A 20540-nucleotide genomic window follows, 5' to 3' on the forward strand; every position below is an offset into this window, starting at 1 on the left:
ATAGTGCAATGTCCTACCAGACTTTTAAAGCGATCTTCATGTTCCAAAAAGAAATTTCTCAACTTAATCTATCACAAATAAAATCTGGCGAAAAAAGATGGTTAGGGGCGCTTAAAGGCTCTGCCATCGCTTTGCTTTTAAAAGAAATAAGTCAAAACTCTGATCGACTCTTTGTTCTGGTAGCTAGAAATAATCAACATTTAGCTCAACTTGAGAGTGAACTTGAATTTTATGGTGTGAAGCCCACCATCTTTCCAGATTGGGAGATCTTACCTTACGATCGGTTGTCTCCGCATCAAGATATTGTCTCAGAAAGATTATCAGTGCTCTCTAATATGCCAGCAAAAGGGATACTACTCATTTCAAGCACAACTTTGGCACAACGTGTTGCGCCGACGTCTTGGGTGTTAGGTGAGCATTTTGATATTAGCGTTGGGCAAAAATTTGATTTAGAAAAGCAGAAACAACGCCTGATTCAGGCTGGTTATCATTTGGTCGATACTGTATATGATCATGGAGAATTTGCTGTTCGGGGAAGTTTAGTTGATATTTTTGCTTCAGGGCAAGATGCTCCAATTCGAATAGATTTGTTTGATGATGAAATTGATTCTTTAAAATTTTTTGATGCAGAAACTCAAAGGACCACGACGAAACTTGAACATTTTAAGGTTTTACCAGCTAAAGAGTTTCCTTTAAAAGAAGGTAGAGCTCAATTTCGAGACCGTTATGCTGAAGAGTTTCCAACGGCGAACCCGAAAAAAAATCCGATTTATCAGGATGTAATGGAGGGGATATCTTCACCAGGATTGGACTATTACTTTCCACTGTTCTTTTCAAAAAAAGAAATGCTAGAACAAAGTAGTATTTCATCATACTTACCAAATCATTCTATTGTCATTACAGATCGCAATATTGAAAGTGAATTAACTCAATTTTGGAAAGATATTTATCAGCGTTATGAAGACCGACGTCACAATGTTGATCAACCTTTATTAGCTCCAGAACAAATCTTCTTTCAACAAAATCAAATTTTTGAACAACTCAATCAGTTTCCTCGTATTATCGCATCTGACGAAGTTTTTGAACCTAAAGCGGGTGTAATTAATACCTCTGCTGAACAGCCACCTCGTTTAGCGGTAGAGCCTAAACATCAACAGCCATTTCATGCTGTAAAATCATTTATCGATGCTGCGCAACACCCTGTCTTACTCGTCGCTGAAAGTGCGGGACGTCGTGAATCGTTAAAGGACTCCTTGCGAGCAAGTATGGGTGAAATTCCTGTTGTAGAGCATTATCAGGAGTTTATTAATCAACAATATTCAGTAGCAGTAACGCATGCACCACTTGAACGTGGCTTGGAGATTAAAGGACAAATATCTGTCATTTCAGAAAATCAACTCTATGAGCATCGTGTTGTACAACGCCGTAGAAAACGCCAGCATGAAGTTTCTGAAGAGTTCTTAGTTAAAAGTTTAACTGAATTAAGTATAGGTGCTCCTGTAGTTCATATTGATCACGGTGTAGGTCGCTATGCGGGATTAGTGACTTTATGTATTGATGATCAAGACCACGAATTTTTGCAACTTAATTATGCTGATGATGCCAAAGTCTATGTTCCTGTCACCAATTTGCATCTGATTAGTCGATACAGTGGAGGTGATCCTGATTTAGCACCACTGCATAAACTTGGTACAGATGCTTGGAATAAAGCTAAGCGCAAAGCACTAGAACAGATACATGATGTTGCAGCCGAACTTCTTCATATTCAAGCAAGACGCCACTCAAAACCAGGTATTCAATTTGAATTAGATCACACTACTTATATGCAGTTTGTTAGTGGTTTTGCTTATGAAGAAACGCTTGATCAAGCGAATGCTATCGAAGCGACTTTATACGACATGCAACAAGCTAAACCAATGGATCGTTTAGTCTGTGGTGATGTTGGATTTGGTAAGACAGAAGTAGCGATGAGAGCTGCTTTTGTTGCTGTACAGAACAATAAGCAAGTTGCTGTTTTAGTTCCAACAACTTTACTTGCGCAACAGCATTATGAATCTTTCAAAGATCGATTTGCTGATTGGCCTATCCGTATTGAAGTGTTATCTCGATTTGGCTCAAATAAAACACACTTAAAAACGATCGAAGATTTGGCAGAGGGTAAAGTTGATATCGTCATTGGAACGCATAAAATTTTGCAGGAAAATGTCCAGTTTAAACAACTTGGATTGATGATTGTTGATGAAGAACATCGCTTTGGTGTGCGAGATAAAGAACGTATTAAAGCGATGCGTGCCGATGTAGATATGCTGACGCTAACCGCTACGCCAATCCCGCGTACCTTAAATATGGCGTTTTCAGGTATGCGTGACCTCTCAATTATTGCTACACCACCTGCACGCCGTCTCGCTGTTAAGACCTTTGTCAATGAGCAGACCGATGCCACGATGAAAGAGGCGATCTTGCGTGAACTATTACGTGGTGGTCAGGTTTATATTTTGCATAATGAAGTGGATACCATTGAACGAGCGGCTGAAAATATTCGGTTGTTAGTTCCTGAAGCTCGGATTGCAGTTGCGCATGGTCAAATGCGTGAGCGTGAGTTAGAACAGGTCATGCAGCAGTTTTATCATAAAGAATATAATGTATTGGTGTGTTCGACCATTATTGAAACGGGAATTGATGTACCAAATGCCAATACAATTATCATCGAGCGAGCAGACAAGCTAGGTTTGGCACAACTTCATCAACTGCGTGGTCGTGTGGGGCGCTCTCATCATCAAGCCTATGCGTATCTGATGGTTCCGTCTATTAAAGGCTTAAAAGGTGATGCTGAAAAACGACTTGATGCCATTCAGCGTGCTTCTACTTTAGGCGCTGGTTTTGTATTGGCAACAGAGGATTTAGAAATACGTGGAGCAGGCGAGCTTTTAGGTGAGCAACAAAGTGGTTCAATGCATGCAATTGGATATAGTCTATATATGGAAATGCTTGAGAAAGCGACTAAAGCTATCCAAAATGGTAAGACTCCTAACTTTGATGCCCCTTTGTCACTCACGGCTGAAATTAGTTTACATATGCCTGCATTAATTCCAGATGAATATTTAGGTGATGTGCATCAGCGTTTATTGTTCTATAAGCGAATTAGTAATACGGATACACAAGAAAAACTCGATCATATCCGTATGGAGCTTATCGATCGTTTTGGTGTGCTACCTCAACAAGTGAAATATCTTTTTACTGTTCATCAGGTGCGTATAAAAGCAGAAAAATTAGGTATTACCAAGATTGACTTGAGTAAGCAGGGTGGCCAAATTGAATTTTCACCTGATACTCCTGTTCAAGCGATGAGTATTATCCAAATGATGCAAAAACATCCGACATTTTTTAGAATGGACGGTGGTCAACGTCTGAAAGTGATGGTTATGCTTGAGGAAAATGACAAAAGAATTCAGTTTATTAATGATCTTTTAGATGAATTGATGAGAGGGCTCAACTGATCTAAGTTGGGCTTGAATCTAGACTTGTTCATTGCTCAAAATGCACTGGCTGACAGTCAACTTTATAGGTAGATTTTTTAGCGATGAGTTGCAATGAATGAGTGAGATTCAAATCAATGAAATACATATTTTTTTGTATCGAAACACATGACTAATAATACTCAGTCTAAAACTGTTGTGTTAGTATTAGCTATCCATTTAATTTTTGCGTCATTTATAAATATATGTTTAGTTTGCATCCACAACTTGCTCAAGATACTTTTTTTGTTGGCGACTTTCCACTTTCAACTTGTCGTTTAATGAATGACATGCAATTTCCATGGTTGATTTTGGTGCCGCGTGTTCCTGGTGTAACTGAATTATATGAATTAAGCCAAGCAGACCAAGAACAATTTTTAAGAGAATCTAGCTGGTTATCTAGTCAATTATCTCGAGTTTTCCGTGCGGATAAAATGAACGTTGCAGCACTAGGAAATATGGTTCCTCAACTTCATTTTCATCATGTAGTTCGTTATCAGAATGATTCTGCATGGCCTAAGCCTGTTTGGGGTGCTTCACCTGCAGTTCCTTACAGTAATGATGTTTTAGCGCATATGCGTCAAACGCTCATGCTCGCGCTACGTGGTCAAGGTGACATGCCTTTCGATTGGCGTATGGAGTAAATACGTCAATTTCAGGGAAGAATAAAAATAATGTGAATTGAGGTAATAGCAATTGCCATTTGAACGAATGCTGGATAAAGAGCCACAGCAATTTGAAGTACTCCTCAGGATGATGGGGTATGTGATGATCGCGATTCTTGTTGTGATCTATTATTTCACTTCACAAAACCAAAATTATCAGATTTTATACCCTCTATTTATTTTCTTGCTGATTCTATTAGCGCCCCGAATTTCACACAGTATCCAATATCGTTATGGTAGTAAAACCAGACGTTTTGCGTTCTTTATTATTGATGTTGTTGTTGTAGCTACCGCCTTAGCAGCAGTGCATTTAAGTTTGTTGCCAACATTTGTTTTCCTGTTTGGATTAGTGTATACCGCCGTTAATAATAAAATTTCGATGATGGTGAGTTCGATTGCAATTTTAGTTGCGATCATTGTTTTTTATATTTGTACAATTTTTATTTTTGGTTTTGAAGATTATTTCCAGCAAACTTCAATCGAATTGTCCGTAGTCTCGTGTATATGTGCGATTCTTTTTGTGAATTTTGCTAATTATTATCAGAATCGACGTGTAAAAAAATTAGATGTTCAACGTCAAACTTATTTTAAAGAAATGAATCGATATATTGAGTTATCGAATCAGTTAAGCCGCTATGCACCAATTCAATTGTGGCAATCAATCATGCGTGGTGAAACTGAAGCGAAACTTGAATATAAACGAAAAAAAATTACGATTTTTTTCTCTGACATTCAGGGATTTACTGAGCTTTCAGAGACTCTTATTCCAGATGACTTAGCTTTTGTTTTGAATGACTATCTGAGCCATATGACTGAAATTGCCAAGCAATATGGTGGAACAATTGACAAGTTTATGGGAGATGCGATTCTCATTTTCTTTGGAGATCCAGATTCGCAAGGGGTTGAACAAGATGCCAAAAATTGCATCGATATGGCGATGGCAATGCGTCAACAAATGAAATTTTTGCGTGAACGCTGGGTGAAAATGGGATACTCAGCACTGCATATACGTATGGGCATTAGTACTGGTTATTGTCACGTTGGTAACTATGGCGCAGTTCATCGAATGGCATATACCATTGTTGGGCGGGATGCGAATTTAGCTGCAAGACTTCAAAATGCTGCAGAAATTGATGAAATTTTAATCTCGGATGAGACTTATAAGTTAGTTAAAAACTATTATCTTTGTGCACCTCAGGAACCTATAGAGCTGAAAGGGATTCATGGTTCAATTAAAAGTTGGCAGGTCATGGAAAAATATAGCACCAAGCAAACCCATCAGCATTGGTTTGATTATGAGTACAAAGGGTTTCAACTGGTACTGAATATGGAAGAAGTACAAAATTACGAATATGCTGAATTAATCGCAGTTTTAGAAAAAATGATTGAACGTATTAAACTTCAGCAGGATTTAACCAACTCTTCTGGTATTGTGAAATTAAAAATATCTGATGAAGTAAAATATCTAAATTAGGATTTTATATCTACACAAATAAAAAGGTCACTTAAGTGACCTTTTTTATATGGTTTTACAAATGATTAATGATTTTCAGAAGCATGGTTAATCGTGTACTTCGGAATTTCAACTTCTAAATCATCATTTTCAATTTTTACTTGGCAAGAAAGACGTGAATCTGGCTCTAGACCCCAAGCACGATCGAGTAAATCTGCTTCTACATCATTCATTTCTTCAAGACCATCAAAACCTTTACGAACAATAACATGGCAGGTCGTACAAGCTGCAGACATATCACAAGCATGTTCAATTTTGATACCATTTTTTAGAAGGCTTTCGCAAAGATTGGCATTTTGCTCAACTTCAAACTCAGCACCTTCAGGGCAAATTTGCGCATGTGGAAGAACTTTAATACGTGGCATAAATTTTTACCTATGTTTAGTTTGAGTTTGACCAATCGTCAAGCTTAGTGCCTTTGAGAGCATGATCAATATGTTGATTCATTCGTTTTGCAGCAAATGCATCACTATGTACTTTTAACGCAGCAACAGCAGCTTCAATTGCTTCAATATCAGAAGTTTCAAGTTGTTGAGCCAAATGAGTTTGTGCCGAAATTAAATCCTGAGCTTCCTGTTCAGTCAAGAGTTTAATATCAGCTTTAAGCGCTTGAGAAAGAGCTTCAAGTTCTCGTTGAGCTTCAACTTTAGTTTCATGTAAATGACGAAGGGCTTTATCTTCTGCTGCAAATTTAAAACCATCAACCAGTAGGCGCTCCATATCAGTATCAGATAAACCATACGATGGTTTAATATCAATCTGAGCTGAGACGTTAGATGTTGTTTCACGAGCAGATACCGATAAGAGACCGTCAGCATCGACTTGATAAGTCACTTCAATGCGTGCTTGACCAGCAGTCATCGGTGGAATGCCGCGTAAAACAAAACGTCCGAGACTACGGCAATGTTCTACTAAATCGCGCTCACCTTGGACAACATGGATTAACATCGCAGTTTGACCATCTTGATACGTGGTGAACTCTTGACGACGAGCGACAGGAATTGCAGTATTGCGTGAAATTAATCGCTCTACTAGTCCACCCATGGTTTCAATACCAAGTGATAATGGTGTTACATCAAGTAGTAGAGAACCATCTGAACTATTACCAATTAATTGGTTGGCAGTAATTGCAGCACCGATTGCAACGACTTCATCTGGATTAATGGTACACAGGGGTTCTTGACTAAATACTTCTGCTACAGCTTTTTGTACCGCATAAGAGCGAGTAGAGCCACCTACTAAAACGACATTTTTTATATCGTCTAATTTCAATTTAGCGTCACGTAATACTCGTTTGCACACTGAAATCGTTTTATCTAGAGCAACTTTAATGATGCTTTCAAACGTTGAACGATCCAAAGTTAATTCGTTTTCTAAAAGCTGAAGATTAACTTGATCTTGGTCCGATAAAGCTTCTTTCGCTTTACGTGCTGCAACAAGGAAGTGTGCATACTCGTTATCATCTAAGGTCTCGATATTGAGTGATTTTTTAGCCCACTTGACGATAAGACGATCTAAATCATCGCCTCCAAGTGCAGTGTGTCCACCTGTAGCGAGTACCTCAAATACACCCTGTGAGAAACGTAGGATGGAGACGTCGAAAGTACCACCACCTAAGTCGTAAATCACATAATTTTGATCTGTACTTAAATTTGTTGCTTGATCTAAACCATACGCTACAGCTGCTGCTGTAGGTTCGTTTAATAATCTCAGTACGTTTAAACCAGCGAGCTGTGCAGCGTCTCGTGTTGCTTGGCGTTGTGCCTCATCAAAATAGGCAGGTACTGTAATGACAGCACCATTTATGGGATTCTTTAAACTTGCTTCAGCGCGATCTTTTAGGTTTTTTAGAATTTCAGCAGAAATTTCCACAGGTGTTTTACGACCTTGCGCTGTTTCAAAAGCAGGCATCTGATTGTCTTCACCCACCAATTGATATGGGTGTTGAAATTTAATATCAGCTTTTGAGCGTCCCATAAAACGTTTTACAGAAACAATAGTATTCTGTGGGTCACGAGTTATAAACGGTTTTGCGTCATTGCCGAGCACAGTAGAGTTTTCAGCATAATGTACGATAGAAGGAAGTAACACTTGACCTTGTTCATCATTTAGAACTTTAGGTTTGCCAGAAAGCACAGTTGCTACAAGAGAGTGGGTCGTACCTAAATCAATACCAATAGCAATGCGATGTTCATGTGGCGCACTTGATTGTCCAGGTTCAGCAATTTGCAAGAGTGCCATGTGTTAAATCCCTTGAAAATAAAACAAAAAAATAAAATTAGAATTCGTCATCTAAGTCAAAATCTTCATCATCGAGAATACGGTCTTCAGCTTGATGTATATCATTCATCACTTTTTGGAAGAAACGTAATTTTCGAACAGTATCGCGAGACTCAGCCCAATCTTCAGCTTCATAGTCTATTTTGAATTCGCGAACTAAACCATCAATCCATTGTTGCACTTCAGTTTTTAAAGATGAAAGTTGTTCAGAACTTTGAGCTTCATCTAACTGTTCACGAATTTCTAATGCAGATTGTAAAAATTCGAAATCATTGATGGATTGATCTAAATGATAGTCTTGTTTTTTGAGTGTAAGTAAATATCCAGCACGGCTGTCAACTTGAGATAAAACTTTATAAGCTTGATTGATTTCGCTAGATTTGATCAAGGCTTGGTCTTTATTTTCAGCTTTATCTGGATGATATTGTTGCTGCAATTTTAGAAAGTTAGCTTTCAAAGTTGCTAAATCAATATCGAGTGCTACAGGGAGATTAAACAACTCAAAATGATTCATGGATTGGAAATTCCAAAATAGTGAAAAATAAAAGTGGGCGCTGAATAGAATTAAAACAGTGCAGGGCACTGTTTTAATCAGGTAAAAAGAGAATGATTATCTTAAACAGTGAAAGATTCACCACAACCACATTCACCTTTTTTGTTTGGGTTGTTGAATTCAAAACCTTCGTTTAGACCATTTTTAACATAGTCCATTTCCATACCTTCTAGATAAACAAGGCTCTTCGGATCAACGAAAACTTTAACCCCAAACTGTTCAAAGACTTGATCATGTTCGTCAACTTCATCAACGAATTCGAGAACATAAGCCAATCCAGAACAACCTGAAGTTTTCACACCAACGCGAATACCTTCACCCTTACCGCGATTCAATAAATAATTGCTGATATGAGTTGCAGCATTTTCAGTTAAATTGATCATGAAAACTCCATTCAATCATCAAGCGCTAAATTAAGCTTTCGCTTTTTTGCTACGGTAGTCTTCTACAGCAGCTTTAATTGCATCTTCTGCAAGTACAGAGCAGTGTACTTTTACAGGAGGAAGCGCAAGTTCATTTGCAATATCAATATTCTTGATTTGCTGTGCTTGGTCTAAAGTTTTACCTTTTAGCCATTCAGTTACAAGTGAACTTGAAGCAATTGCAGAACCACATCCGTAAGTTTTGAAGCGAGCTTCTTCAATTACTCCATTCTCATCCACTTGGATTTGAAGACGCATAACGTCACCACAAGCTGGTGCACCGACCATACCTGTACCTACGTTTTCTGCGTTTTTATCTAAAACACCAACATTACGAGGATTTTCGTAATGATCAATCACTTTTTCGCTATAAGCCATGATGCGTCTCCAAACCTCAGGGTCGGCTGATAATATTTAATATGGGTGCATCTTATTAAATTTCAATATTTAAGCTTAATAAGATGCATGTGTTTGGTTTAAATTAGTGTTCTGTCCATTCAACTTTCGACAGATCAATCCCTTCTTTGTACATATCCCAAAGTGGAGAAAGGTCACGTAATTTTTCTACAGCAGCTTTTGTCACTTCTAGTACGTGATCAATGTCTTCTTCAGTCGTATATTTACCAAAACTGAAGCGAATTGAACTGTGTGCTAACTCATCAGATAAGCCTAATGCACGAAGAACATAAGAAGGTTCTAATGTTGCAGAAGTACAAGCTGAACCAGATGAAACAGCAGCATCTTTAAGTGACATCATTAAAGATTCACCCTCAACGAAGTTAAAACTTACGTTTAAGTAGTTTGCTACGTTTTGAGTCGGATGACCATTTAAGAAAACTTGTTCAAGATCTTGTAGACCATTCCAAAGTTTGTCACGTAGAGTGCGTAAGCGAGTTTGTTCAGCAACTAGGTTTTTACCTGCAAGTTCAAATGCTTCACCCATACCAACGATTTGGTGAGTTGCAAGCGTACCAGAACGCATACCGCGCTCATGACCACCACCATGCATTTGAGCTTTAAGACGCACACGTGGACTACGACGTACGTAAAGTGCACCGATACCTTTAGGGCCATAAATTTTGTGAGCAGAGAAACTCATTAAATCAATTTTCATGGTTGATAAATCGATTTCAACTTTACCAGCAGCTTGAGCGGCATCTACGTGGAAATATGTCTTATTCGCACGAGTTAATTCACCAATAGCGGCAACATCAGTCACAGTACCAATTTCATTATTGACCATCATTAATGAAACAAGAATTGTATCTGGACGTAAAGCAGCTTGAACCATTTCAGGAGTAATTAGACCTGTTTGAGCTTCTGGTTCAAGATAGGTAATTTCAAAGCCTTCTTGTTCTAATTCACGGCAAGTATCTAAAATTGCTTTATGTTCAATTTTACTCGTAATGATGTGTTTGCCTTTTGAAGCGTAGAACTGTGCAACACCTTTCAGTGCAAGGTTGTCAGATTCTGTAGCGCCAGATGTCCAAACGATTTCGCGTGGATCTGCTTTTACAAGATTTGCAACTTGCTCACGAGCGTATTCAACTTTTTCTTCAGCTTGCCAACCATATGCGTGCGAACGTGATGCAGGGTTACCAAAAGTCCCATCGAATGTAAGGCATTCCATCATGCGCTCAGCAACTTGTGGGTCGACTGGAGTCGTTGCAGCATAATCAAGATAAATTGGACGTTTCATGTCAAATACCTGTAACCGATAAAAGGGCTGAATCTAATGGAGCTGTATTCTGGCGGATCGCAACAGTTTGAACGTTATCGCGAGCAACTAAATCAGCAAGAGAGATTTTAGCTAAGTAATCGGCAATGTGGAGGGAGAGTTCTTGCCATAAATCGTGAGTTAGACACATTGCGCCATTTTGGCAGTTACCTTTGTGGTCACAACGTGTTGCATCAACAGTTTCGTTTACAGCTTCAATAATTTCTAAGACCGTAATATCAGAAGCATTACGCGCTAAATGGTATCCACCATTAGCACCACGTACACTCGAAACCAAGCCATGACGCTTTAATTTAGCAAATAGTTGTTCTAAATAAGCCACAGAAATAGTTTGGCGAGTAGCAATTTCTGCCAAAGTAATGGTTTGTTCAGTCGGCTGCAAAGCTAGATCAAGTAATGCAGTCACTGCGTAGCGACCGCGAGTGGTTAAGCGCATGATTCGATACACGTGTAAAAGGCTAGATGATGAAATTTTATGAATTCCGACTAATTTAGTCAAGTATTTTTTCTAAAAACCAACTAAATTAATCGGAATTAAATATGGCGAGGATTTAAACAGATAAAACTTTATTATTTTAATAAATATTCAATAAATTATACACGATTAAAGCCACGAATAGAACCGAAACTATCCCGAACGCAATATTGGTGCGTTTTTGGTTGGTTTGCATGCGACGAATACGATTTTTATATTGTTTTACCTCTACTTGAAGTGTATTGATTTTAGATCTTTGTAAGTCAATTTTTTCAAGTAATGGTGCAATGCGTTTTCTCGAAGCCTTTGTGTCTTGGTCTTCAGAAGCTGTTGTTAACCAGTTTTTCCAATCTGAAAGTAATTTCGGTGTTGAGAGATGTAATGCTAAATCTCTGAATTCGTCTTTAAGGTTTTGATCACCTTCAATACGCATTTTTTTCAAACTTCTGCGGTTTGCAAACCCGAAAATTTGAATGATATCGACTAAAGTACTACTTACCTTGAGGTCAGGTTCTTTTTCTGGCGCTTGAAGGTCAAATAAGATGCCTTTATCCGTAAATTGGATATAAAAGTCAAAATAGGGGATATAGCTATTCATTTTAATTGTAATTTGTTGTTCTACAAATTTTTTTGCTTGAAGGCGAACAACACGGTCATGTTTTAAGACGAAAGAATAGAATGTCTCTAAAACTAACATAACAATGTTAAGCAACAAACGGGTATGACCTTGTTGTTGTTGCGATTCACTCATAAATAAATCCTATTCAAATTTAATAAATCTAAAAAGTTCTATTAACACAAACTTAAATTAAGTCTAAGATTACATCATTTATCATTGCTTTGTAGAACAGTTTTGAACAAGGTTCAATAGCGATATTTGATATTATCAATGTATTTTATGCACGAATAGTCAGTTTAGAGGCTAAAATATACAGGAGTGTAACGGTGGATCAAGATGTAAATAACAATAAAGAACAGGAATTAATGGACAACTCACAACCTGCAAACTCACGTAAAACAAAGCATCAACGCAAGTCCACACTTGATTTTCGTAAATATACTAAACAAATTTGGCTTGCTGGTTTAGGTGCTTTTTCTCGCGCAGAGGAAGAAGGTAATAAAATGTTTGACTCTTTAGTCAAAGTTGGTGAAGAGCTTGAATCAAAAACGGTTGAATTTACAGATCAAACAGTAAACAAAGTTGCGGAAAAAACTAAAGAGTCTGTTACGGATAAAAAAGATAAGGTCGAAAAACTTTTAGATCATGGGGTGAGTACTTCGCTTAATCGTATTGGGCTCGTCTCAACTAAAGATGTACAACATCTTGAGAATATGATTTTAGATATTAACCAGAAATTAGATGTGCTCATTGCTGAAAATCAAGCTTTACGAGCTAAACTCGAAAAAAAATGATGGATTTAGAGATAAAACTGTAATTTTGGTATTTTTTGTCGCTTATTTTGATCAAAACAGGTCGAGCAGTATTGCGTTTCCCCCCAAAGCATTGCTATAAAGTCGTCATGGCCTTTTAAAATACAAGCCTTGGATTTTAAACAAACGATATAAGAGGACGTAATCTTCATGAATAAATCAGAATTGATTGATGCAATTGCAGAGAAAGGGGGATTGTCTAAGACTGATGCTGGTAAGGCATTGGACGCGACTATTGCTTCTATTGGCGAAGCGCTGAAAAAAGGTGACTCTGTTACTTTAGTAGGATTTGGTACTTTCAGCGTTAAAGATCGTGCTGCACGCACTGGTCGTAACCCGAAAACTGGCGAAGAATTACAAATTAAAGCAAGCAAAGTTCCTAGCTTTAAAGCTGGTAAAGGTTTAAAAGATTCTGTAGCTTAATTCTTATTAAGTCCAAAACGCGCCGACTTGGCGCGTTTTTTATTAAAAAGAAAATTTATGGCTTCATCTGATATATTCGGTTTGGAATATCAGTTAGAATCGCTTTGAAATAAAATATTGGAATACCTATGGAATCGTTTCGTAAACTCATTAAAGGGTGGCTCGGCAAAGTCCTTCTAGTATTATTTTTGACACCATTGGCATTGGTCGGTATTGAAGGCTATTTCGGTGGTGGAAACAAAGATGGGATTGCTAAAACCGTTAATGATTTAGAAATTTCTAATAAAGAGCTAGAAGTTCAAACGAAGAATTATAAAGATCAATTCTTACAAATGGTTCAAGGTGATGAATCACTTCTGAATCAATCGTATATTGAACAAATGGCTCTAGATAGTTTAATTGATCGTGCTTTATTGGTTCAGCAGGCTGAAAAGTTAGGCATCAGTTTAAGTGATGCTCAGATTGAACAAATGATTGCTCAACAGCCAAGTCTGCAGGTTGATGGTAAATTTTCACAACAAGCTTATGAAAACTATCTTCGATCAATTAATATGACGAGCCAGGGTCTAATCCAAAATTTAAGACAAGATCATGCGCTTCAAATGTTAGTTTCAAGCATTCGTGATAATTCTTTGGTAAGCCAAAGTGATATTCAGCAAATCGCAAATCTACAAGGTGAGCAACGTACGTTATTTATGTCATCTGTAAAATTGGATGATTACAAAACGTCTTTAAAAATAACTGATGCTGAAGTCGCTGCTTATTATGAAAAACATAAAGTGCTGTTTAAGCAACCTGCCTCAGTTGATCTTGATTATGTATTGGTAACGCCTGCTATGGTAGCAAATGCCACAACAACTGTTACAGATGCAGAATTAAAACAAGCTTATGATCAATATGTAACTCAACAAAATAAAAATGCCAAAGTTGAAGTCCAACATATTTTGATTACAACAGATAATCGTACTGCGCTTGAGGCTGAAAAAATAGCCAATGATGTTTATGCAAAAATTCAATCAGGATTATCTTTTGCAGAGGCTGCTCAACAGTATTCTGAAGATTCTAGTTCCAAAGATAATGCGGGTCGAGTTGATGGTTATGAAGCCGGTGTATTCGGTGATGCTTTTGATAATGCAGTTCAAGCTTCAAAAGGTACGATTTCTAAGCCAGTAAAAACCGATTTTGGTGTACATATTATTCAAACTAAAGCTGCTCAAGTGAATGTTGCTAGTTTTGAGTCTGAAAAAGCACGTCTTGAAGCTGATTTATTAAAATCTAAAAATGCCAATGCTTATTCTGATCTAGTAAATGGTTTGAATGAGCTCGTTGTAAGTAGCGATGCTTTAGATGTAGTCCCTCAGGAATTAAAATCGGCTAAATTGGTTACTGCGAATAATGTAACTCTTGCCACTCAAAATACAGTCCTAGCGGATCCTGCTGTAAAAGCTAAGATCTTTAGTCAAGATGTAAAAAATGGTGATCGTAATGCGACCAGCAATATACAATTGGCGAATGGTGATACAGTTTGGTTGAAAGTTCGTGAATACCGTGAAGCTGGTGTTCAACCTTTATCAGTAGCCAAAGCGAAGGTTAAAGAAAAGCTGTTGAATCAAAAGGCATATGAAGCTGCTCAAGCAAAAGTTGCTGCAATGTTAAAGGATTTTAAAACACTACCTTCACAGCAGGTTTTAACTAAGCATCAGCAATCTTTCGTAAATGCTGGTGTTTTTACTCGTTCTCAAGGTCTTAAACGAGAAATTGAACGTGCTGCATTTAGTGTGCCTGCACCTAAAGCAGGAATGTGGTCTGTGACTACAGCTCAATTACCAAATGAAATGGTAATTATCGGTGTGGCTGAGGTAAAAAAACCATCTATGGATTCGATTTCGGTTGAAGAAAAACAGCAGCTTGCACAGCTTTATCAAAACTATCGTGGTACACAATTACTTAAAGATTACACTGAGTATTTAAAGTCAGTTGCAAAAATCAAGTAACTCACCAGTAATTCTATCTTCATAAAAAAAGCACTTCGGTGCTTTTTTTATTTTGCTATGATTTATTTAATTCGATTAATTCAAATAAGTATTACGATATTGGCTTGGACTGCATAGATAATGTTTTTTGAAGGCTTGACTAAATGCAGTCTCTGATGAATAACCAACTTTATGCGCGATTTGTTGAATTGAAAGCTGGCTCAAGCGTAAAAGTTGACTGGCTAATCTTAAACGGTGTTTCTGTAAGTATGCTAATGGTGTTTCATTCACCATATTTTGAAATAAATGAGCGAATTTTGAACGCGACATAAAGCAAGTTTCTGCCAATGATTCTACAGTCCAGTTTCGTTCTGGTTGGCTGTGAATCGCTGAAAATGCAGGGCTCAGTTCTGGGTGAGTCAGTGCATTTAACCAGTTATTCTGATCTGTAAGCGTGGAAATGTAATCTCTCACGCATTCGATTAACATAATACTCACCACGTGATCCATAATCTTATGGCGACCAGGTCGGTTCATCTTGGTTTCATCAGCCACGAAATAAAGCCCGATCCTTAACCACTCCGGCTCTCTAGCATTCAGTGCATTGTTTAAATGGATATAAGTGGGTAAGGCTTGAATCAATGGTCCACCCATAATACTGTCCATGTTAGATCGTATACTGAAGATGAGAGATTTCTCAGATTTATCATCTTCGTCACCGAGGATAATTTCATCATCTCTTAAACCTTTAAATAAATGATCTATTTGAGTAATGTTGACTAATCTTTGTTCTTGATGGCTATAGGCTTGATGTGACATTCCAGAAGGAATAATTGCCATATCTCCAGCTTTTAAGTGTAGCTGTTCGCCATTTTGAAATTTAAAAAAGGCTTCACCGTATAATAAAATATAGGTAATCATGGCTGTTTGATGACTTAAATCAAAAGCCCATTTACCTTGTGCTTGAAGGTAGAGATATTCCGTATTTTTGAGGTGAATATCTTCAAAAACTTGACTGAGGGCATCCATGTTTTTCGTATATTCCCTATACGCATACAATTGCTGAATCTTAACATGTGTAAAGATTTCTATAATGTATTTTAGCTTCAAAATCATCGCGGAAATACGACTCAATAGCTTTTTTGGACGATTACGACTGTATTTGAAATTCGAAATGACCAAAGATAAAAATAAGAAATAGAAAAGGATAATTGCAAGTGAATGCAAAGGTAAAAGTTGAAGAGTTATTGAGTCAGAACCCGATAGCGCAAGGCTTACAACTGGATAAGAAGCGTTACTTATGGTTGCTTAGTCCAGCACTACCTGTATTAGGGATGGGCTTTTTGGCTGGATATCAATACGGACCTAAAGCAACTAAAAAATTGTTTGCATTAGGTGGACCTTTATTATTACACGTAATTATTCCCACCATTGATGCTTTGGTCGGTACTGATGAGAATAATCCGAGTGATGAGCAGATCAAAAAATTGGTCAGTGATCCTTACTATGATCGTATAGTAAAAATGTTTGTTCCTTTACAGTATGCAGCTAATTTTTTTGCCGGATATGTTGTTTCACGTAAAGAAACTCCATTGTTGGATCAGTTATTGATTGGTTGTACAATGGGATTGATCAACGGTATTGGTGTGAATACTGCCCATGAACTATGCCATCGACCGAAGCGTGCAGATCATTATTGGTCACACGTGACACTAGCACCACTTGGATACAATCATTTCCGTATTGAGCACCCATATGGGCATCATAAGCGCGCAGCTACTCCAGAAGATCCAGCGACCTCTAAGATGGGTGAGACCTTTTATGAGTTTCTTCCAAGAACCATTAGCGGTGGCTTGAAGTCAGCAATACAGATTGAAAAACATCGATTAAATCGTAAGGGTGAGTCGTTCTTTTCACTGAAAAATGAGCTATTTCACGGCGCAGCCATTAGTGCAACTTTTCACGCAACGATGCTAAAACTGTATGGTAAGAAAATTTTACCATTCTTAGCCATTCAGTCACTTTATGGTGTGACTTTATTCGAAATGGTCAACTATCTTGAGCACTATGGCTTATTGCGAGAAAAGAAGGAGGATGGAAGTTACTCGCGCACTATGCCTGAACATAGTTGGAATAATAATAACATCACAACCAATCTATTCTTATACCAGTTGCAGCGCCATTCGGATCATCATGCTTATCCGACACGACCATTCCAAGCATTGAGAAACTTTGAAGAAGCGCCAGTGTTGCCAAGTGGATATGCGACGATGTTGATCCCAGTTTTAATACCTAAGTTATGGTTTAAAATTATGGATAAGCGCGTATTTGACCATTATGGTGGCGATTTAAATAAAGCCAATATTCTTCCAAAACGACGAGCAAAAATTTTTAAAAAATTTGGTGTTATTGATAAATTATTGGGCTAACACTCAAAAATAAAAAACCGACCATGGGTCGGTTTTTTTATAATACTTTTAACATGCGTATTTCGCATGCATCACTATGTCCAGTATTTCCTAATGGGTGTTGTAGATGTTGAAAACCTAATTTTTCATATAACTTTACAGCCTGCCAGAGAGATGCTGTGGTTTCGAGATAAATTTGCGTGTAACCCTGATCTCGTGCAAATTGGATACATTTTTCTAGAATTTGTTTTGCAAAACCCATACCTCGTATTGAGGGCTTAAAATACATTTTTTGTATCTCTAGGGTGTTTTCGTGGCCCAGCAAAGGTGCAATGCCCCCACCACCAAAGACCTCGTGTTGGTCATTGCTAATAACCCAATATATGGAGTGAGGTTTTGTATAAACGTCATAGAGTTGATCTAGAATTGGATCTGCTACTGCGAAGCCTGATTCAGCAGCGAGAGCAAACTCCACTGAGACTTCACGAATGATTTTTGCAATATGGGGATTATCTTGGGGTTGAATAGTTCGAATAAAGTACATAATCGATGAAACTTAGTAAATCTTCACAGAGTATATCTAAGTTTCATCGGAGTTGAGTTTAATTCAACGTGATTTATTTCAATTCGCTTGATGATTTTCCAAGTTCACGGCGCGCAACAATAAGCTGTTGAATTTGTTGTGTACCCTCGAAGATATCTAGTATTTTGGAGTCACGCGCCCATTTTTCCAACAACTCATCTTCGGTATAGCCTACACTTGCAGCAAGTTCGACACACTTCAATGTAATTTCATTACAAATTCGTCCAGCTTTCGCTTTTGCAATTGAAGCTTCACGCGAGTTAGGCTTTTTATTGTCAGCCATCCATGCAGCTTTTAGGGTTAATAAACGAGCAGCTTCCCATTCTGCTTCCATACGATAAATCTGAGCTGCAATATTTGAGGATTGAAGGTAGGGGGTGGCATATTCAGCATCTAGTTGGTCTTTAAAAATTTCCTTGATACGCTCTAAAGACGCTTTAGAGCACCCAACTGCCATTGCGGCCACAAGAGGGCGTGTATTATCAAAAGTTTCCATGACGCCAGCGAAACCTTTTGCAACATCGATTTCAGCATTGCCTAATAAATTTGCAGCAGGGACACGACAATCGATAAAGCGAATGACAGCAGTATCTGAAGCTTTAATTCCGAGTTTATGTTCAAGACGTTCAACGGTCATGCCAGGCGTGCCTTTAGGAACAACAAATGATTTGATTGCTGCACGCCCAAGTTTTTTATCGAGTGTTGCCCAAACCACGACTGAATCAGCTCGTTCACCAGAAGTGACGAAAATTTTCTCGCCATTTAAAATATAATCATCACCATCTTTAGTCGCTGTGGTGCGTATTGCTGCAGAATCAGATCCACAGCCTGGCTCGGTAATTGCCATCGCAGCCCAAGTTCCTTTGAAGCGTTCAAGTTGCTCTTCATTGGCTACAGCAGCAATTGCAGAGTTACCTAATCCTTGGCGAGGCATGGTAAGTAATAAACCAGTATCGCCATAACACATCTCAATTACACCCAAAGCAGTAGACATGTTCACGCCATTTTTGTTGCCTTGAGTAGTATCTCCACGTTTATTGACGGCAGCGCCAGCATTCATGCCATCGCCACCTTCATTCATACCATCCAATAGGGATGCTAACATGTCGAGTTCTTTGGGATAAGCATGTTCAGCTTTATCATATTTGCGTGAAATAGGGCGAAGCACGTTTAACGCTGTCTGATGAGCTTGATCAACAAGCATTTTAAATTTTTTCGGATTTTCTAAATTCATCATCTTTGTCCTTAAATTTTTATTATTTGATTAAGCATGTAAACCAGAATGCATAATGGCAGTAGCACGCAAATCCCGATACCAACGTTCAACTGGATGTTCTTTGGTAAAGCCATGTCCACCTAAGAGTTGTACGCCATCAGTGCCAATTTTCATTGATTTTTCTGCACACAAAATTCGTGCTAAGTATGCTTCACGATGGAAACTTAAACCTGATTCTGCGCGGCTTGCAGCATTCAAAACCAACATTTTCATAGCATCAATTTCAATAGCCATATCCGCGATCATAAATGCAACACTTTGACGGTGGGATATTGGTTCACCAAATGCGGTGCGTTCATTGGCATACTGAATGCAATATTGTTTAACCGCTTGGCATGTACCCACTGCCATTGCACACCACATTAAATTGCCCAGATCAATGAACGCTGAATAATCAAAATCTTGCTCATTTAGTTTAAATGCTGGTGTGTTGTTAAATTTTAGGCTCACAGATTGGGTTGCTTTAAGCCCCATTGCTGGATTTGCTTTATATGAAATCGTTTCATTTCGCTCAACAATGAAAACCTGAGCTGTTCCATCTAAATCTGCGGAAACCAATAAAAGATCTGCCTGCTCACCTAGAATAACGATAGTTTTTTCACCATTAATGACAAAATGATCGCCTTGGTGTGTCGCTTTTGTTTTTAATTGGAAAGGGTTGAAAGCAGGTGTATTTTCCTGAACAGCAAAAGTTGCAAATAGATCATCTTGTTCGCTAAATGCCGACAAATACTTATTTTGAATCTCTGCTGAACCCCACTGTGTAATTGCATTAATGACTGAGAACGTGGAGAGTAATGTAGCTGTTAATGAGAAGTCACCTTGTGCAAGTTGCTCTGCGATCAGCACATTTGTAACCACATTCTTTTCTGAAGCAACGCCGCCGTATTGTTCAGGCAATGCATAATAATTGACACCTAAATCTTTAAATTGAGCCCATAAGTTTTCTGGAAAAATAGCTTGGTGGTCGGCTGTATGTGCTAGGGGGTAGAGAACTTCATGAGCAAATTGTTGCATCGCATCAACAGTCATCTGTTGTTCTTCAGAAAGGCTGAGATCAAATAACCCTTTTTGCTGATTGGATAGACGTTGAGTCGGAGTATTGGATTTTTGTTTAAAAATTTTCTGTGTAGAGCCCAAGGTTTTAAATCCAGCCTTAGAACCTTGATAAAGCGAGCGTTCGATAATTTTTCTTAGTTTTAATTGATCGATTAAATCACTGCCTGCGAGCTTAGTGATCAAGGCTAAGCCTAAACCTTGCGCTTTGTTTGCGATATCATTCATT

19 protein-coding genes are annotated in these 20540 nt (G+C 38.1%); 7 read left to right on the forward strand and 12 right to left on the reverse strand.

Translation table 11 applies throughout. The features are described 5' to 3' along the window. Positions 1–38: 38 nt before the first annotated feature. The 3 genes from mfd (at position 39) to AC1M9J_RS03015 (ending at position 5654) form a co-directional block, all read left to right on the forward strand. Complete coding sequence (gene mfd, locus AC1M9J_RS03005; RefSeq protein WP_481951921.1) at positions 39–3497, forward strand: transcription-repair coupling factor; 3459 nt, start codon at positions 39–41, stop codon at positions 3495–3497. A gap of 224 nt (positions 3498–3721) precedes the next feature. Continuing rightward, complete coding sequence (locus AC1M9J_RS03010) at positions 3722–4159, forward strand: HIT domain-containing protein (RefSeq protein WP_035263634.1); 438 nt, start codon at positions 3722–3724, stop codon at positions 4157–4159. 52 nt (positions 4160–4211) lie between these two features. Further along, positions 4212–5654, forward strand: a complete 1443-nt coding sequence (locus AC1M9J_RS03015) for an adenylate/guanylate cyclase domain-containing protein (protein ID WP_481951838.1) — start codon at positions 4212–4214, stop codon at positions 5652–5654. A 65-nt stretch (positions 5655–5719) separates the two neighbouring features. On the opposite strand, the gene fdx is transcribed toward AC1M9J_RS03015, so the two are convergent. The 8 genes from fdx to AC1M9J_RS03055 all read right to left on the reverse strand — a co-directional run bounded on the left by fdx (position 5720) and on the right by AC1M9J_RS03055 (position 11912). After that, positions 5720–6058 carry an ISC system 2Fe-2S type ferredoxin gene (gene fdx, locus AC1M9J_RS03020; protein WP_035263630.1) on the reverse strand — a complete coding sequence of 113 codons (339 nt, stop codon included), beginning with the start codon at positions 6056–6058 and terminating at the stop codon, positions 5720–5722. Between the two features lie 16 nt (positions 6059–6074). Beyond that, on the reverse strand, positions 6075–7934 hold the full coding sequence (gene hscA / locus AC1M9J_RS03025; protein WP_481951839.1) for a Fe-S protein assembly chaperone HscA: 1860 nt from the start codon (positions 7932–7934) through the stop codon (positions 6075–6077). Between the two features lie 37 nt (positions 7935–7971). Then, complete coding sequence (hscB, locus tag AC1M9J_RS03030; protein ID WP_092766335.1) at positions 7972–8487, reverse strand: Fe-S protein assembly co-chaperone HscB; 516 nt, start codon at positions 8485–8487, stop codon at positions 7972–7974. Positions 8488–8588: 101 nt separating this feature from the next. Continuing rightward, positions 8589–8909 (reverse strand): iron-sulfur cluster assembly protein IscA, encoded by a 321-nt coding sequence (gene iscA, locus AC1M9J_RS03035; protein WP_035263624.1) that lies wholly within the window; start codon positions 8907–8909, stop codon positions 8589–8591. A 30-nt stretch (positions 8910–8939) separates the two neighbouring features. Continuing rightward, positions 8940–9326 carry a Fe-S cluster assembly scaffold IscU gene (iscU, locus tag AC1M9J_RS03040; RefSeq protein WP_035263622.1) on the reverse strand — a complete coding sequence of 129 codons (387 nt, stop codon included), beginning with the start codon at positions 9324–9326 and terminating at the stop codon, positions 8940–8942. Positions 9327–9429: 103 nt separating this feature from the next. After that, positions 9430–10647 carry an IscS subfamily cysteine desulfurase gene (locus AC1M9J_RS03045; protein WP_035263620.1) on the reverse strand — a complete coding sequence of 406 codons (1218 nt, stop codon included), beginning with the start codon at positions 10645–10647 and terminating at the stop codon, positions 9430–9432. Between the two features lies 1 nt (position 10648). Further along, the gene (locus AC1M9J_RS03050; protein ID WP_035263618.1) at positions 10649–11122 is read right to left on the reverse strand and encodes an Rrf2 family transcriptional regulator; all 474 of its coding nucleotides are present in this window, start codon (positions 11120–11122) and stop codon (positions 10649–10651) included. A gap of 139 nt (positions 11123–11261) precedes the next feature. Then, positions 11262–11912, reverse strand: coding sequence for a hypothetical protein (locus AC1M9J_RS03055; protein WP_481595333.1), 651 nt, complete (start codon positions 11910–11912; stop codon positions 11262–11264). Between the two features lie 233 nt (positions 11913–12145). Here AC1M9J_RS03055 and AC1M9J_RS03060 point away from each other — a divergent pair, with 233 nt between their 5' ends. The 3 genes from AC1M9J_RS03060 (at position 12146) to AC1M9J_RS03070 (ending at position 15009) form a co-directional block, all read left to right on the forward strand. After that, positions 12146–12574: a phasin family protein gene (locus AC1M9J_RS03060; protein WP_481595662.1), complete on the forward strand. Its 429-nt coding sequence runs from the start codon at positions 12146–12148 to the stop codon at positions 12572–12574. A 168-nt stretch (positions 12575–12742) separates the two neighbouring features. Next, positions 12743–13015 (forward strand): HU family DNA-binding protein, encoded by a 273-nt coding sequence (locus tag AC1M9J_RS03065; protein ID WP_035263613.1) that lies wholly within the window; start codon positions 12743–12745, stop codon positions 13013–13015. 128 nt (positions 13016–13143) lie between these two features. Further along, positions 13144–15009, forward strand: coding sequence for a SurA N-terminal domain-containing protein (locus AC1M9J_RS03070; RefSeq protein ID WP_481951840.1), 1866 nt, complete (start codon positions 13144–13146; stop codon positions 15007–15009). Positions 15010–15084: 75 nt separating this feature from the next. Here AC1M9J_RS03070 and AC1M9J_RS03075 read toward each other — a convergent pair whose 3' ends face one another. Beyond that, entirely contained in the window at positions 15085–16017 is a 933-nt protein-coding gene (locus AC1M9J_RS03075) for an AraC family transcriptional regulator (protein ID WP_481951841.1), read from the reverse strand. Positions 16018–16205: 188 nt separating this feature from the next. On the opposite strand from AC1M9J_RS03075, the gene AC1M9J_RS03080 reads away from it, so the two are divergent. Further along, positions 16206–17417, forward strand: coding sequence for an alkane 1-monooxygenase (locus AC1M9J_RS03080; protein ID WP_481951842.1), 1212 nt, complete (start codon positions 16206–16208; stop codon positions 17415–17417). A 37-nt stretch (positions 17418–17454) separates the two neighbouring features. Here AC1M9J_RS03080 and AC1M9J_RS03085 read toward each other — a convergent pair whose 3' ends face one another. The 3 genes from AC1M9J_RS03085 to AC1M9J_RS03095 all read right to left on the reverse strand — a co-directional run bounded on the left by AC1M9J_RS03085 (position 17455) and on the right by AC1M9J_RS03095 (position 20539). Then, positions 17455–17940, reverse strand: coding sequence for a GNAT family N-acetyltransferase (locus AC1M9J_RS03085; protein ID WP_481951843.1), 486 nt, complete (start codon positions 17938–17940; stop codon positions 17455–17457). A 73-nt stretch (positions 17941–18013) separates the two neighbouring features. Further along, positions 18014–19213, reverse strand: a complete 1200-nt coding sequence (locus tag AC1M9J_RS03090; RefSeq protein WP_035263603.1) for an acyl-CoA dehydrogenase family protein — start codon at positions 19211–19213, stop codon at positions 18014–18016. A gap of 30 nt (positions 19214–19243) precedes the next feature. After that, the gene (locus AC1M9J_RS03095; RefSeq protein WP_481951844.1) at positions 19244–20539 is read right to left on the reverse strand and encodes an acyl-CoA dehydrogenase family protein; all 1296 of its coding nucleotides are present in this window, start codon (positions 20537–20539) and stop codon (positions 19244–19246) included. Position 20540: the final 1 nt, after the last annotated feature.

The sequence above is a fragment of the Acinetobacter sp. ANC_7588 genome (assembly GCF_056783995.1).

Coding starts and splice junctions, on each gene's coding strand:
- AC1M9J_RS03050 (WP_035263618.1), bottom strand. CDS start 11,122: ATGCGCTTAACCACTCGCGGTCGCTACGCAGTGACTGCATTACTTGAT.
- hscB (WP_092766335.1), bottom strand. CDS start 8,487: ATGAATCATTTTGAGTTGTTTAATCTCCCTGTAGCACTCGATATTGAT.
- AC1M9J_RS03055 (WP_481595333.1), bottom strand. CDS start 11,912: ATGAGTGAATCGCAACAACAACAAGGTCATACCCGTTTGTTGCTTAAC.
- AC1M9J_RS03095 (WP_481951844.1), bottom strand. CDS start 20,539: ATGAATGATATCGCAAACAAAGCGCAAGGTTTAGGCTTAGCCTTGATC.
- fdx (WP_035263630.1), bottom strand. CDS start 6,058: ATGCCACGTATTAAAGTTCTTCCACATGCGCAAATTTGCCCTGAAGGT.
- AC1M9J_RS03070 (WP_481951840.1), top strand. CDS start 13,144: ATGGAATCGTTTCGTAAACTCATTAAAGGGTGGCTCGGCAAAGTCCTT.
- AC1M9J_RS03090 (WP_035263603.1), bottom strand. CDS start 19,213: ATGAATTTAGAAAATCCGAAAAAATTTAAAATGCTTGTTGATCAAGCT.
- AC1M9J_RS03060 (WP_481595662.1), top strand. CDS start 12,146: ATGGACAACTCACAACCTGCAAACTCACGTAAAACAAAGCATCAACGC.
- AC1M9J_RS03065 (WP_035263613.1), top strand. CDS start 12,743: ATGAATAAATCAGAATTGATTGATGCAATTGCAGAGAAAGGGGGATTG.
- hscA (WP_481951839.1), bottom strand. CDS start 7,934: ATGGCACTCTTGCAAATTGCTGAACCTGGACAATCAAGTGCGCCACAT.
- AC1M9J_RS03045 (WP_035263620.1), bottom strand. CDS start 10,647: ATGAAACGTCCAATTTATCTTGATTATGCTGCAACGACTCCAGTCGAC.
- mfd (WP_481951921.1), top strand. CDS start 39: ATGTTCCAAAAAGAAATTTCTCAACTTAATCTATCACAAATAAAATCT.
- iscA (WP_035263624.1), bottom strand. CDS start 8,909: ATGATCAATTTAACTGAAAATGCTGCAACTCATATCAGCAATTATTTA.
- AC1M9J_RS03085 (WP_481951843.1), bottom strand. CDS start 17,940: ATGTACTTTATTCGAACTATTCAACCCCAAGATAATCCCCATATTGCA.
- iscU (WP_035263622.1), bottom strand. CDS start 9,326: ATGGCTTATAGCGAAAAAGTGATTGATCATTACGAAAATCCTCGTAAT.
- AC1M9J_RS03010 (WP_035263634.1), top strand. CDS start 3,722: ATGTTTAGTTTGCATCCACAACTTGCTCAAGATACTTTTTTTGTTGGC.
- AC1M9J_RS03075 (WP_481951841.1), bottom strand. CDS start 16,017: ATGGATGCCCTCAGTCAAGTTTTTGAAGATATTCACCTCAAAAATACG.